Origin of the sequence: Bradyrhizobium oligotrophicum S58 (genome assembly GCF_000344805.1) — a bacterium.
Taxonomy (GTDB): domain Bacteria; phylum Pseudomonadota; class Alphaproteobacteria; order Rhizobiales; family Xanthobacteraceae; genus Bradyrhizobium; species Bradyrhizobium oligotrophicum.
The window spans coordinates 2,911,202-2,927,018 of sequence record NC_020453.1 but is presented as its reverse complement, the minus strand read 5'-3'; the positions used below and the strand labels follow the sequence as shown (position 1 = coordinate 2,927,018).

Here is a 15,817-nt window from a genome sequence, read left to right as displayed (position 1 = left end):
GAGGTCAGGATTGCGTGGCCGGCTGTTTGGCCTTGGCAGTTTGTGATCGAGAGAGCAACAGGGTCAGCACCGCCGAGATTACAAGCAGGCCGGCGACGAAATAGAGACCGCCGTTGAAGCTGCCGGTCTGGTCCTTGATCCAGCCGATCATGGCGGGACCGACGAAGCCGCCGAGATTGCCGATCGAGTTGATGGTCGCAATGCCCGCTGCGGCAGCCGAGCCGGACAGGAACGTGGTCGGCATGCTCCACAGCGGCGGCTTCGACGAGGAGATGCCGACATTGACCAAGGTGAGCGCCGCGAGCACGGCGGCGACGCTGGTCGACAGCCCCGCGAGCCAGAGGCCGACCGCTGCGACCACGCAGGCCAGCACGACGTGCCAGGTGCGCTCGGCCGTGCGGTCCGAATGCCGCGCCCACATGATCATGACGACGACGGCAATCGTGGGCGGCACCGCGTTGAGGAAGCCCACGGCGAGCGACGACAGGCCGAACTGCTTGATGATCTGCGGCGCCCAGACGCCGAGCGTATAGAGGCCGGCCGAGGTGCCGAAATAGACCAGCGCCAGCGCAAGGACGCGGATGTCGGCAAGGCCCTTCCAGACGCTGTGGCTTGCGGTGGCGGCCTTGCCCGCGAGCTCTTCCTTCATCGTGCGCACCAACCAGTCGCGCTCCTCATCCGCAAGCCACCGCGCCTGCTCGGGGCGGTCCGTCATGTAGCTGAGCACGACGAAGCCGAGCAGCACCGCCGGCAGCGCCTCGATCAGGAACAGCCATTGCCAGCCCTTGAAGCCGAGCAGGCCGTCCATCTCCAGCAGCGCGCCGGATACGGGAGAACCGAGCACGGTCGACAGCGGCGCGGCGGCCATGAATAGCGCGGTGACGGCGGCGCGCTGCCGCGCCGGGAACCAATAGGACAGATAGAGGATGATGCCGGGAAAGAAGCCGGCCTCCGCCGCGCCGAGCAGAAAGCGCAGCACGTAGAAGCTCGTCGGGCCCTGTACGAACGCCATCGCCCCCGATACCAGGCCCCAGGTGATCATCACCCGGGCGATCCAGATCCGGGCGCCGAATCTGTCGAGGGCTAGGTTGGACGGCACCTCGAACAGGAAATAGCCCCAGAAGAAGATGCCGGCGCCGAAGCCGTAGGCCGAGGCGGACAGGCCGATGTCCTTGTTCATGGTGAGCGCGGCAAAACCGACATTGACGCGGTCGATGAAGGCCACGAAGTAGAGCAGCATGATGAAGGGGACGATGCGCCACGTGATCTTGCGCAGCACGCGGGTCTCCAGCTCTCCGGCCATCGCCACCTCCCTGTTCCGTCTTGTCGTTGATCCGACAAGCGTAGGCGGCAGACCGGGCCGGCTTCAATGCTCGCATCATTATACAAAAAAATGATATAATCTCGGCCATCGCTCCATCAGGACCTCGCCATGGAATTGCACCAGCTCCGCTGCTTCGTGGCCGCCGCCGAGGAGCTGCATTTCGGCAAGGCGGCGCAGCGGCTGCAGATGCTGCCTTCGGCGCTCGGGCGCCAGATCAAGCTGTTGGAAGAAGATTTGGCGACGCCGCTGTTCGCCCGCACCACGCGCGCGGTATCGCTGACCGAGCACGGCACGACCCTGCTGCGCGATGCCCGGGCCATCCTGGCGCGGGTCGAGGCGGTCGAAACCGGCTTCCGACGCCGTGCCCGGGGCACAAGGGCACAACGGCTGCGCGTCGGCGCCATCGACAGTGCCGCCGCAGGATTGCTGCCGCAACTGCTGCACGATTTTCGCGGGGCCCATCCCGACATCGCGGTGCATCTGCTTGAGGAGAAGACGATCCGGCTGCTGCCGAAGATCCTGTCCGGCGCGCTCGACCTCGCCTTCGTCAGGCCGCCCGAACGCACCGACCCACGGCTGGAGTTTCGCGCTTTGCTCAGCGAGAGCGCCGTGGTGGCGCTGCCGCAGCGACACAAGCTCGCCTCGCGCGCGTCCGTCTCGCTCGCCGACATCGCCGACCAGCCGCTGATCGTGCCGGACCGCCGGTCGCGGCCGCACAGCCACGACCTCACGATGAAGCTGTTCGCGCAGGCCGGGCTGTCGCCCGAGGTGGCGCAGTTTGCCGACGAGAAGCAGACCATCGTCCATCTCGTCGCGGCGCGGCTCGGCATTGCCATCGTGCCGCGCTGGACATCGCGCCTCGCGGTCTCCGGCGTCCGCTTCGTGCCGCTGCGCCTGGCGCGCGGCAGCACCGCCGGTCGCCTGCCGCTGGCGGCATCCTGGCTGCGCGGCTCGCGCGATCCGGCGCGCGAGGCCATGCTCGGCGTCCTCGACGCGAGGCTTGCGAAATACGCGCGCGGCGCTTGACACCAAAATCCCCGAGCATCCTACCCCAGCGGCGCCTCCGCGATGTCGAGCAGCGCGCCCAGTCCGTGGCGCAGGCTGCGCATCGGCTGCTGCTCCGAGGACAGGCCGAGCGCCAGCAGCGAGCGGCCCGTGACTTCATAGACATGGCCGAACGGCAGCGACTGGAGCTGGGCGTCCGGCTGGTTGGTGTCGAGCAGCGCGAGCCAATTGTGCCCCTCCGGAACCGAGGGCAGCGTGAAGTTCACGACGTCGAAATGCGCATTGTAGATCAGCAGCAGCGTCGCGTCGGAGCCGCGGCGCTTGACGCCTGTCTCCTGGGCGCGGCCGTCGAGCAGCATGCCGAAGCAGCGCGCGTTGTCGTCGGTCCACTGCTCGGTCGCCATCTCCTCGCCCGATGGATCGAGCCACGTCACATCCTTGACGCCGAGGTCCTCATTGTGCGAGCCGATCAGGAAGCGGCTGCGATACAGGATCGGAAACGCCTTGCGCATCGCGATCAGCTTGCGCGTGAACTCGCGCAATGCCCTGCCCTGCGGCGAGATCCCCATCCAGTCGAGCCAGGTGGTCTCGTTATCCTGGGCGTAGGCGTTGTTGCTGCCGCCCTGCGAGTGTCCGAACTCGTCACCGGCCAGCACCATCGGCGTGCCATGCGACAGCAGCATCGTTGCCAGCAGATTGCGCTTCTGCCGTTCGCGCAATGCGATGATCTCCGGGTCGTCCGTCGGTCCCTCGACGCCGCAATTCCAGGAATGATTGTTGCTGTGGCCGTCGCGATTGTCCTCGCCATTCGCCTCGTTGTGCTTGTCGTTGTAGGAGACGAGATCGTTGAGGTTGAAGCCGTCATGTGCGGTGATGAAGTTCACGCTCGCCCACGGCCGACGGCCGCGCTTGTTGAACAGGTCGCCCGAGCCCGAGATGCGCTTGGCAAAATCGGCCAGCGTGCCGCCATCGCCTTTCCAGAATGCGCGCACGGTGTCGCGGAACTTGTCGTTCCATTCCGCCCAGCCGGGCGGAAACTGACCGACCTGGTAGCCGCCCGGGCCGATGTCCCAGGGCTCGGCGATCAGCTTGACGCTCGACAGCACCGGATCCTGCCGGCAGGCGTCGAGGAAGCTGCCGCCTTCGTCGAAGCCATGGGGCTCGCGCGCCAGGATGGTGGCGAGGTCGAAGCGGAAGCCGTCGACCCGCATCTCGGTCGCCCAGTAGCGCAGCGAGTCCGCTACCAGCTGCAGCACGCGCTGATGCGACAGGTTCACCGTGTTGCCGGTGCCGGTATCGTTGATGTAATAGCGCTTCTGGTCCGGCATCAGCCGGTAGTAGCTGGAATTGTCGATGCCCTTGAACGACAAGGTCGGCCCGAGCTCGTTGCCTTCGGCGGTGTGGTTGTAGACCACGTCGAGGATGACCTCGATGCCGTTCGCATGGAACTGGTTGACCATGGTCTTGAATTCGGTCGCTAACGGCGTCTTGAGATAGCGCGGCTCCGGCGCAAAGAAGCCGATCGAATTGTAACCCCAGTAGTTGCGCAGGCCCTTCTCGACCAGGTAGCTGTCGTCGATGAAGGCATGGATCGGCAACAGCTCCGCGGAGGTGATGCCGAGGGAGCGCAGATAGGCCGGAATGTCCTGATGCGCCAGACCGGCGAAGGTGCCGCGGTCGGCCTCGGGCACCAGCGGATGCAGCTTGGTGAATCCCTTGACGTGCATCTCGTAAAAGATCGTCCGCTCCCACGGAATTTCCGGCTTGCGCGAGGTGCCCCATGTGAAGGCGGGATCGATGACCCGGCACTTCAGCATCAAGGGCGCACTGTCGCGGTCGTCGAATGACAGGTCCTTGTCGGCGTGATCGAGCTGATAGCCGAACAGCTCCGGACCCCAGCGCAAATTGCCGACGAGCTGCTTGGCATAGGGATCGATGACGAGCTTGTTCGGATTGAACCGGTGACCGACGTCGGGCTCGTAGGGCCCGTGCACGCGATAGCCATAGACGGTGCCGGGACGAGCGGTCGGCAGATAGCCGTGCCAGACCTCGTCGGTGTATTCCGGAAGCTCGATGCGCTCGAGCTCGGTCTCGCCCGTTTCGTCGAACAGGCATAGCTCGACCTTGGTCGCGTGCGCAGAAAAGATCGCAAAGTTGACGCCGAGACCGTCCCAGGTCGCGCCGAGCGGAAACGGACGACCTTCGCTGATCTTGGCCTTGCGCAGATTGAACGCCGCCTGCGTCAGGGCATCCGCCCTGTCGGTGATTTGATCCATAACTGCCCCCGTTTATCCAAAAGCCCCAAAGCGTCGGGTAGTACCGTCAGATGTTCGATCGTCAGCCGGCCGGCGGTGTGTCGTCAGGCATGATCACTTCGGCCTTCGTCTCGGTCACGGTCACCGACGCGATCACGGCGCCGGCCGGCGCCGCCAGCTTCGCGGCGCGCTGCTGTGCGACTTCCTTGTTGATCGCCGTGATGGAATTGCCGATGCGTCCGACCATTTCGGCCAATTCGGCGGGTGACATCTTCAACCGCTTGGTCACGACGCGGACCTGGGCCTGGTCGGTCATGTCGAGCTTGTTGCGGGTCGGCTGGATTTTGGCACGGCGCATTGGGATCCCTCCTGCATGCCAGCTAACCTTGGCTACGGAATTTGGTTCCCTTATGCGATCGGACGCGGTCCGCGCGCGGGGCCATTACGACATGGGTAACTGATCTCGCGGCGTCATCCGCCCGAGTGATGTCAGTCGTGTCGCCCTCGCCTCAAACAGAGGGCACGGGGAATGCCGGGAGCTGGCCGCCCCCATGGCCCGCCTGCAGAAAAAAAGCAGGCGGCAGTCACCACAGGTTCAGCCGAGACATCCCGGCATTCCCCGCGCGATGGTTTTCACGCTTACTTCGCGATCTCCTCGGTGTACCGGCTTGTTAGCCACCGTCGCCCTCGGGATCATCGCCCGACGACTTGGCGCCAGCATCGGGGCGCCAGGACCACGCGACTTCACGTCCGCAACATGCCGTTCGTCCGCGCGGATCTCCCCACGCTGCGGCATCCTGCGGCCACCGCATCCCGCGCCCAACGTTCCGCGACGATCGCGAAGCGCCCCTCTCGAGGAGCACGGGGTGAAGACAATCAAGCACGGTTTCCGAAAACTAGCAAACGATTTATTTTTCTCAGAAATAGCGACCCGACCCCATCAGGCCGAGCAGGCATCGGGCGCCGTGCCCGATCCGTTGAAGATTTGGGGTCTTGTCAGACCGCAATCGACGCCTATCGACGAGGCCGACGGCGGCTCGGCTCAGCCGGGCGTTGTGCATAGGGATTCGGCGAGCACATGGCCGAAAGGCCCGCCGCCCCCGCTCGACACGCGTCCCACGACCTGTACTGGCACGAGATCGTGCTGGAACCGCCCCACTCCCATGTCTGGAGGCACACCGGATCATTGCCATCGAACCGTTGAGCTGCGGCTGGAGCGGTTGCAAGCACCGTGATCGAAGCCATGAGGAGAAGCGCGCGCATCATGACGCATCATGGCATGAGGCTGACCAATCCGAAAGGGCCTGCCGGCGCGGCCATGTCCAGGCGAGATCGGTCAAAGAGGCACCTGATGCAGTCGTTGCCGAGGCCTCAGATGTCCCAATGCTTCATCCAGAAGGTCAGGAAGCCCGCCGTCATCATCACGGCTGCGATCAGAACCAAGAGGATCAAGCCGACCTTCCAGAATCGTCCGACGACGAGAAGAACGCAAAGCGCTCCAACCGGATCAAATGCGGCCACCGCCGCCACATCGGCCAGAGGCCTTCTCGTTTCAGGAACGTCTCTCATGTCCAGCCGCCGACGACCCATGGCATTCACCAGCCAATGTTGACCGCCGTTTGCTCGTGAATGCAGCAGGCCTTCGACTCGCGAACGGCCGACGCATCGCGAGGTCCCTTCCAAGTTGGACGCGCGGAGGCTTTGGCGGTTCGCTGCTTCGGTGCAGGTCACGCGGGCTTGATCTGCAGTCGCGGCGGGTTTCGGTATCCGTGTCGTCAGATGACCATCCTCCTGCTCCGGTGCATAAGTCCGGCGATGGCCCGAAGCTGATCGGGGCCTCCGCCGACGTCTGCGTCCCGGGTGAAGCCGACCGGCCTTCCTCGGCCGCTAGAGCGCAGCTTTGACCCAAAGCCGACGTAACGGTCAGTCTTTCACGCCATCCAGACCGGGATGATCTTTATAGACGTTGTCCTGAAGCACAGTGTCTATCCGAGCGATGATATCGCCCACCGATGTCCTCAATCTCAGAAACTCATCTGCTGGAGAGGCTTCTTTGGCGAGCGTGAGCGCCAGGGATAACTCCTCAATGACCCGCTCTACGTGCAGTTTAAATCGTGCGGCTGATTTTGCGTCCATAGAACAATCTCGCGGGAACAGGGCTTGCCTTGCAATAGCAGCAAACCTGCCTTTTGGACCAGGAAGCCTTCCAGAAGGTCAGGAATCCCGCCGTCATCATCACGACCGCGACCAGGGCCAACAGGATCAGCCGACCTTCCAGAATCGTCCGAAGACGAGAAGAACGCAAAGCGCTCCAAACGGATCGCCCGCGGCCACCGCCGCCACATCGGCCAGCATCCTTGTCCTTTCAGGAACGTCTTTCATGTCCAGCCGCCGACGGCCCATGGCATTCACCAGCCGACCATTGACCGCCGTTTGCTCGTGAATGCAGCAGGTCTTCGACTTGCGTGCATTATCGCTGAGATTTCCGTATGAGCTAAGTGATCTGTCCGCGGCGGCATTACGAGCGTCCTTAAATTTTCTCGATAGGCTCCTTGATCTCGATCAATACGAATCCCTCTGGGTAGCTAGTTATGACTTCTTCGACGCTATCTGCCATAGCGAGCACGGTTATCATGATCACCGCCTCGACAACAAAGGCTTGCCTCGCCGGGTTAGGCACGGCTGCGGCAATGACGTGTCTCACGGGATCTGCGTCGAATGCAGAAATTTCATTGTCAGAAGGCGATCTTCAGTCCCTTCGTTCCGCTGTAATAGAGATGTGTCGTGGGGGGACGCTAACCGGCTCTTCGGTCGGTGTCGAAGTGACAGGTCGTACGAATGATGTGATCATTAAAGGGCTTTCACGGGATAGCAGTGATCAGGTTGTCATTCACTTGAACTCGACCGAATGGAACGGGATACGAGCACTGACTACTCAGCCGAGCGAATATTCTGAATGCGTTCAGTACACCCTGAACCTACTAATTCCTGCACTTAAAATTAAGCGGGACTTCGATAGAGATGTCAATGCAAGACTAGCCTATATAGATTCGGCCGAATTTTGCGAACGATTGGGACATGTGATTTCTCAAGCCCCGCGCTATTTCAATGAGTGGCGGCACTCGCAAAGAATTGGCCCGTATTTGATGGCAAATCCTGAGGTACTGAATATGACTCAAAGTGGAAGGTCGAAGACTGCCCGGATAATCACCATCAATAGTCATGATGAAGAGCGTTTAGTTTTTATTGAACAGATCGTATCTACGGCGAACTTTTCTGTAGACGCCGACACTGGCCTAATCGTCGATCGAATCGCGAAATCGTTAGACGAGTGTTTCAAGAGTAAGCTCATAGGCGACAAAGTGGGATATCCAAGAACCTGGCACCATGTGCTTCCCTCAGGGATTCTATGGTGGCGATTTGAGCATCAGGAGAGCTTTTGGGGGGAAACGAAAAATATTGAGGTGCAACTTGACGCAACATCCTATCGTGTCGGAGACCACAGCATTGATATTAGAGTGTACTCGCCAGGAGTGAAGCCATGAAGGGATGGATCAGTCTTTTTGCGATCGTGGGGTTTGTGAATTCCGCGGAAGCGTCTACTTTGACTTCGACTGAGTTGTTCAAATTGCGGAGCGCGATAATTGAAATGTGCCGTGGCGGAACGATTGAAGGTAGGTCTTCAAAGATAGCTGTTGAGGCGACCGCCAAAGGAACAATTGTAGTTATAAAGGGTCTGCTTGAAGGGGGCGGTGATGCAAAGGCCGAACTGAAAAAAGAACAATGGAGTGGGATCGCGGCATTAGCCAATCCAGAAGGGTACTCGCAATGCGTGCAGAAGAGTTTGGACATTCTGGTGCCGTCCCTGAGTCGTGATTAGACTTCGGCAACGTGCGCCGCTGAAGGGGCCTCGAGCAGTGAATCGCGATCTGAGCGAAATTGTAGCTAGAAGCGACGCTGCGCTGCGTCTCGCCAGCTCTGAGGAGCTGCGGGACTCTTTGTTGCTTGTGCAGGGTTGGCACGTCTGATGTTGGGAAAGGGATTGTTTGTGCCCAGAGTTGGAACAGACGCGCACCCCGACACGATTTGCCGTCCGACCTGATCTGGTCGAGCTGCCTGTCGAGGGTCTCTGCCCGTTTTATCGCGCGAGTCACTTTAAACAGAGCGTTTTCACACAGCCTGGCCCAAAGCCGCCGCATCCCTACCATAACGATCGGCTGTCTGGCCTAAAGCTGAGCTACGCCAGTTCAAGGCTGACAAATGGTGTCAACCCAACGCCATCGGCAGGATGTCTCCAGATCCGCAGAGCACCAACGGTTTCGAACTCGGCGAGCTTGGAGCCTTCGCCGCAGACGACGCTGCCGGAGGGTGGGCAAAGCGACGCCAAAGGCGGCGCGTGCCCACCATCCCCACCGCCCGAAACGCGGTGGGCACGATGTGACGCGGCGTTGCCGCGTGCGCCTCTTTGCCCACCCTACGGCACCTAACGACGTTCGGGACTCGGCTTTCGCCGCAGATATCAGTGCACCACGGCTCTCACCCGTCGTCATTCCGGGGCATCGCGAAGCGATGAGCCCGGAATCCATACCCATGACGCCAGCGTGAGTCCGAGGTACACGCCACTAGCGTCTCGCGTCTGATTGCGGCCTGTGGCTATGGATTCCGGGCTCATTTGCGCGCAAAATGACTTTCGCCATTTTGCGCGCAAATGCCCCGGAATGACGGGGAGATATCGCGACGGAACGACGCATCGTGCGCATCTCTGCCGCGCTCGTCCCGCCTCACCCGAACAGATGCGCCAGCCAGAAGGCGGCGCCGGCGGCGAGGCCGCCGACGAGGGCGGTCTGCAGCGCCGACTTGATCTTGTTGACGCCGGTGAAGTGGCCCTTGATGGCGCCGAAGATCAAGAGCGCGATGCCGGTTGCGACCACCGAGATGCGGAGCGCCGATGAGATATCCGCCGCTAGCATGTAGGGGATCAGCGGGATCAGGCCGCCGATCACGTAGGAGCCGCCGATGGTCACGGCGCTGACCGGCGCGCGCTTGGGATCCGGACGTTCGAGGCCGAGCTCGAAACGCATCATGAAGTCGACCCAGCGCTTGCGATCCGACGCGATGGCGTCGACCACGGTCGTCAGCGCCTGGCCTTCGAGGCCGTAGCCGCGGAAGATCGCCGCGACCTCCTCGACCTCGCGGCCGCGCAGCTGCTCGATCTCGTCGTGCTCCCGCTTCTCCTCGGCGGCATAGTGCTCGGCGTCGGAGCGGGCGGCGAGATAGCCGCCGAGCCCCATCGCGATCGCGCCGGCGACGACCTCGGCGAGACCGGCCGTCACGATCACGTCGGTCTTGGCGACCGCCGCCGAAAGACCGGCGGCGAGCGCAAATGGAACGGTGAGGCCGTCGGCCATGCCGATGACGACGTCGCGGACGACCTCCGACGCGGTGAAGTGCTTTTCGATGTGCGGCGTTGCCGGCATGGCGGCCTCCGTTGGCGTGATCGACGGAGGCCTTTTAGCAGGCCGGGATGACAGCCGCGATCACCGCAGTCCCGGCACCATCCGCCGCAAGGTGCGATCGTGCAGCCAATAATGATGCAGCAGCGCGGCGCCCGCATGCAGGCCGATCAGGATCATCAGGCCGTTGGCCAGCGCCTCGTGCATCTCCTTCATGTCGTGGGCGAAGCCGCGGTCGCCGACCCACGGGGAGGCGATCTCGAACAGGCCGAACACCGGCAAGCCGTAGCCGCGGGCGAACTGGGTGAGGATGCCGAGGATCGGGATGGCGAACATGATGCCGTAGATCAGCAGATGCGCGATCTCGCCGGCATGAACGGTCCACGTACCGAATTTGGTCGCTTCAGGGGCCGGCGGCGGATCGGCCAGACGCCAGGCGAGGCGCGCGAGCGCGAAGCCGAGCATCGACAGCCCGAGCGAGACGTGCATAAACAGGCCGACGTCATGAGAGGGGCGCGGCAGCATGTCGCCGAGGTGACCTGAAATCCACGCCGCCGGCACCAGCACGGCGACGATCCAGTGCAGTGCGATCGCGACGGAGCCATACGTCTTGGCGGAGTTTCGAATACGCATGATCAGCTTCCTTAGGCCATTGGGCACCTCGCTGCGGGCAAGCCGGAACGCGGGGTGACATGGCCGGAGGCAATACGCGATCGGGGGCGTCGCGCCGCTGACGGGCGATGTCAGCCTGCTGTCAGAATGGACGGGAGCGGGCTCGCCGCCTTGGAGGTCACGTTGGAGGCCACGGGCTGCGGCCCGCGAAGCGCCGGGACGATGGCCGGCGCGATCGTGATCCGGGCGCCGCCGAGCTCGGAGCGACCGATCTGCAGGCGCCAGCCATAGGCCTCGAGCACGTCCTGCACGATCGCGAGCCCCAGACCGCTGCCGGGCCCCTGCTCGTCGAGGCGGCCGCCGCGCTCGAGCACGCGGCCGATCTTCGCCTCCGGGATGCCGGGGCCGTCATCCTCCACAGAGACGATCAGCGGGGCCGCGCTGGCGACGATGCGAACGGTGCTCGCCGCGTGACGCGCGGCATTCTCCAGGAGATTGCCGAGCACCTCGGCGAGATCCGTGCGATCCATGGCGACGCGCAGGCCTGACGGCACCTCGCCATCGAAACTGACATGGGCGGCCGCCGGCGTGCGGCCGAGCGTTCCAAGCAGCGCATCCACCAGCGGCGCCAGCTCGGTCGCGGCCTCCGGCCCGCCGCGCGCCTTGCCGCGCAGCCGCGCCAGCGCCAGCTCGCGATCGACCTGCCGGCTCATCGCCTCGGCGACGTCCTCGACATTGCGCGCCAGCTCGAGCTGGCCGAGCTCCTTCAGCCGCGCGGCGTCGGCGGTGAGCGCAGCCAGCGGCGTCTTGAAGCCGTGCGCGAGATCGGCGGCACGGCTGCGCGAGCGCATGATCTCGCGGCTCTGCGCATCGAGCAGCGCGTTGACCTCCTCGACCAGCGGCGCCACCTCGGTCGGCACGTCCACCGGAAGATGCTGGCGCCGGCCGCTGCGGATCTCGGCGACGCCACGGCGCAGCACGGCCAGCGGACGCAGGCCGAGACTGACCTGAACGGAGGTGCCGACCGCGAGGATGAAGGCGAGCACAGCGAGCGCGATCGACAGATCCTTGGCGAAGTTGCGCACCGCGATGGCGGCGCCGTCGAGATCGTAGGCCACGGCCGCGCGCACCTTGATCTGGCTTTCCGGATTCATCACGATGCCGCGCTCCGCGACCAGCACGTGCGCGCCGTCCGGCCCGGCCAGCTCATGCTGATGCACGTCGCTCGGCCCGGGCTCGTCGATCGGCAGCGGCAGGATCGTGTCCCACAGCGAGCGTGATCGCAGCAGCAGGCCGTGATCGTCCGAGATCTGCCAGTACAGCCCCGACAGCGGCACCACGAAGCGCGGATCGGCCGGCGGCCGCGACACGACGATGCGTCCCTCGGCGTCGACCTCCAGGCCATTCAGCAATTGCCGCAGATGCACGTCGAGATCGGCCGCGAGCGTCCGCGCGACATGACGCTTGAACAGCACGACCATGCCGAAGCCGGCGACGCCGAGCGCGACGAGAAGAGCGATGGTGCCCGCCGCCACCAGACGCAGCCGCAGCGAGCCCAGCCTCATTCTGCCGTCTCCGGAATGAGATAGCCGAAGCCGCGGCGGGTCTCGATGATGTCGGCACCGAGCTTCTTGCGCACCCGCCGGACCAGCACTTCGAGCGCGTTGGAGTCGTGCTCGTGGCCGAGGCCGTAGACGTTCTCCTCCAGCTCGTGCTGCGGCACGACCCGGCCGCTCTGCCGCAACAGATAGGCGATCAGCCGGTATTCGAGCTGCGACAGCGCCACCGGCACGCCCGACAGGCTGACCTTCATCTGCCGCTCGTCGAGCGTGAGATCGCCGGACGAGAGCACCGGGGCGGCATGGCCGGCGGAGCGCCTGACGATCGCGCGCAGCCGCGCCAGCAGCTCTTCGTTGCGAAACGGCTTCGGCAGGTAATCGTCAGCGCCGGCATCGATGCCGTCGACCCGCTCGGCCCAGCTCGCGCGCGCCGTGAGAATCAGCACCGGCATGTGCCGGCCGGCGCCGCGCCAGCGTTTCAGCACCGACAGGCCGTCCATGCCGGGCAGACCGAGATCGAGGATCACGGCGCCATAGTCTTCGGTATCGCCGAGAAACCAGGCCTGCTCGCCGTCGCCCGAGGTCTCCACCAGATAGCCGGCAGCCTGGAGCGTCCGCGACAGGTCGGACGCCAGCCGCGGATCGTCCTCGACCAGCAGCACACGCATCTATTTTTCCTCGATCCGTTCGATCTCGCCGCTGCGCGCATCGACATAGACCTCGCGCACCCGGCCATCGCGACCGATCACCCGAAACTCATAGCGCCAGCGGCCACGCTGGCGCTCGACATCGATCCCCGTCACGTCGCCCGCGACCCGGCCGCGCAATCTCGGCAGGATCTGCGACAGCGGCAGGACGTCGCCCGCTTCCACGGCGCGGCGCACCGCATCACGGCGCTCACGATCGTCCTCGCGGGCCACCGTCGCCGCGGACGCCGCCGTCGATATCAGCATCGCCACGGCCGTGACGCGCATAAACCGTCCTGTTTGAGGCAAATGCATGATCTTCCCGGGACCAGACGCTCTGATCTTCAAAGCTCGTCGTCATTCGTTGCGCTCACGCCTACCGGTTTCGGATTGCGGAGCATTCGCAAATGCTAGGGAGCTGGTGCGGATTTTTGTTTGAACTTCCGATGTCGGAATTGCGCTCGGATCGATGCGGGGGTGGAAACTCGCACATTACGGCATCCTGCCCGAGCCAAGCTGACAGTTCGCTGACGCAACCTGACAGCAAGCTGTCAGCGCACCTGGGACACGATCCGTCCGGACGGAGCGAGCCGGGGGCGCGGTGAGTTCGGAGAGTAAGCATGCGTAGGACGATGACACTGGCAGCCCTGCTGGCGGGACTGGGCGGCATTTGGGCGGTGTCACAGGCCAGCCAGGAGACGGCGCCGGCGCTGGTGCCGGTGGCCCGTGCCATTGACGGCGGTCCCGGAGCCTACGCGCATCTCGCGGCGCTGCATGAGCGGGCCGAAAGCCAGTCGCTGAGCTACGAGCCCGCCCGCAGGGAGCGCGAAGGCGACGACGACGACCAGGACGAACCGCGGCGGTGAGGCGGATCGGCTGCTGACGACGCGGGCGACGCGTTATGCCGGCAGGCCCGCTTCGTACCAGCTTCGCGTCGCCTTGACGATGCGTACGACCGACAGCATCACGGGGACTTCGACCAGAACCCCGACGACGGTCGCAAGCGCGGCCCCGGAGTCGAGCCCGAACAGGCTGATCGCGGCGGCGACCGCCAGCTCGAAGAAATTGCTGGCGCCGATCAACGCGGCCGGAGCCGCGACGCACCAGGCCACGCCGAGCCGGCGGCTCAGCCAATAGGCAATGCCCGCGTTGAGATAGACCTGGATCAGGATCGGCACGGCAAGGATCGCGATCACGACCGGCTGTTTCAGGATCTGCTCGCCCTGGAAGCCGAACAGCAGCACGAGCGTCGCCAGCAGCGCGACCAGAGAGACCGGCTGTAGCACGCGCATGGTGCGCTCGAAGGCGCCTCCCTTCGCGCGCAGCAACGCCCGGCGCCAGAGCTGCGACACGATCACCGGCACCACGATGTAGAGCAGCACCGACAGCAGCAGCGTGGTCCAGGGCACCGAGATCGAGGCGACGCCGAGCAGAAGACCGACGAGCGGTGCAAACAAGAACACCATGATGACGTCGTTGAGCGCGACCTGGCTCAGCGTATAGTGCGGCTCACCCTCGCAGAGGTTGGACCACACGAACACCATGGCCGTGCACGGCGCGGCCGCCAGCAGGATGAGTCCGGCCACGTACGACGACAGCTGCCCCGCGGGCAGCATCGGGGCGAAGACATGGCCAATGAAGACACTGCCGAGCAGTGCCATCGAAAACGGCTTGATGGCCCAGTTCACGAACAAGGTGACGCCGATGCCGCGCCAATGCTCCTTCACATTGCCGAGCGCGGCGAAATCGATCTTCAGCAGCATCGGAATGATCATCAGCCAGATCAGGGCCGCGACCGGCAGGTTGACGCGGGCGAGTTCAGCAGATGCCACGACGGCGAACAGACCCGGCATCAGATGGCCGAGACCGATTCCCGTGATGATGCAGAGCAGGACCCAGACCGTCAGATAGCGCTCGAACGTCGTCATCGGATCACGCCACGTCGGAGCGGAACGAGGTTGTCCCATCGCCCGTCCCGATCTCGCGCAGCCGCGTGCCGAGCGACAACGCGTCGATGCGGCCAAGCGGCAGATTGATGAAGGCGTCGATCCGGTTCTTCAGATAACGGAAGGCGGTCGTGAACGCCGTGAGCTTCTCCAGCTCCGTGCCTGCGGCCGCCGCCGGATCCTCGATGCCCCAATGCGCGGTCATCGGCTGCCCCGGCCAGATCGGGCAGGCTTCGCCGGCGGCATTGTCGCAGACGGTGAACACGAAATCCATCACCGGCGCGCCAGCGACGGCGAACTCGCTCCAGCTCTTGGAGCGCAGATCGTCGGTCGGATAGTCCATGCGCACGAGTGTCTCGAGCGCCAGGGGATGTACCGCGCCCTTCGGCGTGCTGCCGGCGGAGAAGGCGCGGAAGCGGCCGGCACCATCCTTGCGAAGGATCGACTCGGCCAGCACCGAGCGCGCCGAATTTCCGGTGCAGAGAAACAGCACATTGTAGCTGCGATCAGGCACGGCTCTTCTCCTTGCGCTTCGGCGCACAACAAGGCGTGAGACTTTCGATGACGGGCGCGCAGACCTCCGGGCGTCCGCCGCAGCAGTCCTGCAGCAGAAACAGCGCGACCTCCCGGAACTGCGAGAGATCGGCCCGGTAGACGATCGAGCGGCTGTGCCGCTGCGAGGTGACGAGGCCGGCCCGCGCGAGCACGGAGAGATGCGCCGACAGCGTGTTCTGCGGCACTTCGAGCAGACTTGCGAGCTCACCCGCCGCCAGCCCCCCAGGCTCATGCTGCACCAACATGCGAAAGGCCTGCAGGCGCGTCGACTGCGCCAGCGCGGCCAAGGCCAGAACAGCTTGCTCGCTTTCCATATATCCAGAATTATGGATATATATTGCCAAAGTCAAGCAGGACGAGAGGTGGAGCGGGCAACTGGCGCATCCGCTGAGGTCGCGATCCCTCACCCCAATATTTCCAAT

At 64.1% G+C, this 15,817-nt stretch carries 18 protein-coding genes; 4 read left to right on the top strand and 14 right to left on the bottom strand.

Annotated elements, in window-relative coordinates:
• Positions 1–4: 4 nt before the first annotated feature.
• Positions 5–1,303 (bottom strand): MFS transporter, encoded by a 1,299-nt coding sequence (locus tag S58_RS12680; RefSeq protein ID WP_015665718.1) that lies wholly within the window; start codon positions 1,301–1,303, stop codon positions 5–7.
• Between the two features lie 129 nt (positions 1,304–1,432).
• On the opposite strand from S58_RS12680, the gene S58_RS12675 reads away from it, so the two are divergent.
• The gene (locus S58_RS12675) at positions 1,433–2,350 is read left to right on the top strand and encodes a LysR family transcriptional regulator (RefSeq protein WP_015665717.1); all 918 of its coding nucleotides are present in this window, start codon (positions 1,433–1,435) and stop codon (positions 2,348–2,350) included.
• Positions 2,351–2,370: 20 nt separating this feature from the next.
• Here S58_RS12675 and glgX read toward each other — a convergent pair whose 3' ends face one another.
• The 5 genes from glgX to S58_RS12660 form a co-directional block, all read right to left on the bottom strand.
• Positions 2,371–4,605 carry a glycogen debranching protein GlgX gene (gene glgX / locus S58_RS12670; RefSeq protein ID WP_015665716.1) on the bottom strand — a complete coding sequence of 745 codons (2,235 nt, stop codon included), beginning with the start codon at positions 4,603–4,605 and terminating at the stop codon, positions 2,371–2,373.
• A 61-nt stretch (positions 4,606–4,666) separates the two neighbouring features.
• On the bottom strand, positions 4,667–4,942 hold the full coding sequence (locus S58_RS12665; protein ID WP_015665715.1) for a DUF3606 domain-containing protein: 276 nt from the start codon (positions 4,940–4,942) through the stop codon (positions 4,667–4,669).
• Between the two features lie 656 nt (positions 4,943–5,598).
• Positions 5,599–5,847, bottom strand: a complete 249-nt coding sequence (locus S58_RS36380) for a DUF3551 domain-containing protein (RefSeq protein WP_083938804.1) — start codon at positions 5,845–5,847, stop codon at positions 5,599–5,601.
• 108 nt (positions 5,848–5,955) lie between these two features.
• Positions 5,956–6,315, bottom strand: a complete 360-nt coding sequence (locus S58_RS37510; RefSeq protein WP_144058306.1) for a hypothetical protein — start codon at positions 6,313–6,315, stop codon at positions 5,956–5,958.
• A gap of 192 nt (positions 6,316–6,507) precedes the next feature.
• Positions 6,508–6,720: a hypothetical protein gene (locus S58_RS12660; RefSeq protein WP_015665714.1), complete on the bottom strand. Its 213-nt coding sequence runs from the start codon at positions 6,718–6,720 to the stop codon at positions 6,508–6,510.
• A gap of 497 nt (positions 6,721–7,217) precedes the next feature.
• Here S58_RS12660 and S58_RS37505 point away from each other — a divergent pair, with 497 nt between their 5' ends.
• Both S58_RS37505 and S58_RS37500 read left to right on the top strand, forming a co-directional pair.
• Entirely contained in the window at positions 7,218–8,129 is a 912-nt protein-coding gene (locus S58_RS37505) for a hypothetical protein (protein ID WP_144058305.1), read from the top strand.
• Positions 8,126–8,464 (top strand): hypothetical protein, encoded by a 339-nt coding sequence (locus S58_RS37500; RefSeq protein WP_015665711.1) that lies wholly within the window; start codon positions 8,126–8,128, stop codon positions 8,462–8,464. The genes S58_RS37505 and S58_RS37500 overlap by 4 nt, the downstream gene beginning before the upstream one ends.
• 901 nt (positions 8,465–9,365) lie before the next feature.
• On the opposite strand, the gene S58_RS12655 is transcribed toward S58_RS37500, so the two are convergent.
• From S58_RS12655 to S58_RS12635, 5 genes are all read right to left on the bottom strand, one after another.
• A complete protein-coding gene (locus S58_RS12655) occupies positions 9,366–10,061 on the bottom strand; it encodes a VIT1/CCC1 transporter family protein (RefSeq protein WP_015665710.1) in 696 nt (231 codons plus the stop codon).
• Between the two features lie 60 nt (positions 10,062–10,121).
• Positions 10,122–10,670 carry a cytochrome b gene (locus tag S58_RS12650; protein WP_015665709.1) on the bottom strand — a complete coding sequence of 183 codons (549 nt, stop codon included), beginning with the start codon at positions 10,668–10,670 and terminating at the stop codon, positions 10,122–10,124.
• 110 nt (positions 10,671–10,780) lie between these two features.
• Positions 10,781–12,214 (bottom strand): sensor histidine kinase, encoded by a 1,434-nt coding sequence (locus tag S58_RS12645; protein ID WP_015665708.1) that lies wholly within the window; start codon positions 12,212–12,214, stop codon positions 10,781–10,783.
• A complete protein-coding gene (locus S58_RS12640; protein ID WP_015665707.1) occupies positions 12,211–12,876 on the bottom strand; it encodes a response regulator transcription factor in 666 nt (221 codons plus the stop codon). The genes S58_RS12645 and S58_RS12640 overlap by 4 nt, the downstream gene beginning before the upstream one ends.
• A complete protein-coding gene (locus S58_RS12635) occupies positions 12,877–13,182 on the bottom strand; it encodes a PepSY domain-containing protein (RefSeq protein ID WP_015665706.1) in 306 nt (101 codons plus the stop codon).
• Between the two features lie 332 nt (positions 13,183–13,514).
• On the opposite strand from S58_RS12635, the gene S58_RS12630 reads away from it, so the two are divergent.
• Positions 13,515–13,760, top strand: coding sequence for a hypothetical protein (locus tag S58_RS12630; protein WP_144058304.1), 246 nt, complete (start codon positions 13,515–13,517; stop codon positions 13,758–13,760).
• Between the two features lie 33 nt (positions 13,761–13,793).
• Here the strand turns inward: S58_RS12630 and arsB are convergent, their stop codons facing one another.
• Genes arsB through S58_RS12615 form a run of 3 tightly spaced genes read right to left on the bottom strand, consistent with a single transcriptional unit; the run spans position 13,794 to position 15,709 of the window.
• Positions 13,794–14,822, bottom strand: a complete 1,029-nt coding sequence (gene arsB / locus S58_RS12625) for an ACR3 family arsenite efflux transporter (protein ID WP_015665704.1) — start codon at positions 14,820–14,822, stop codon at positions 13,794–13,796.
• Positions 14,823–14,826: 4 nt separating this feature from the next.
• Positions 14,827–15,354, bottom strand: a complete 528-nt coding sequence (locus tag S58_RS12620) for an arsenate reductase ArsC (protein WP_015665703.1) — start codon at positions 15,352–15,354, stop codon at positions 14,827–14,829.
• Positions 15,347–15,709 (bottom strand): ArsR/SmtB family transcription factor, encoded by a 363-nt coding sequence (locus S58_RS12615; RefSeq protein WP_015665702.1) that lies wholly within the window; start codon positions 15,707–15,709, stop codon positions 15,347–15,349. The genes S58_RS12620 and S58_RS12615 overlap by 8 nt, the downstream gene beginning before the upstream one ends.
• Positions 15,710–15,817: the final 108 nt, after the last annotated feature.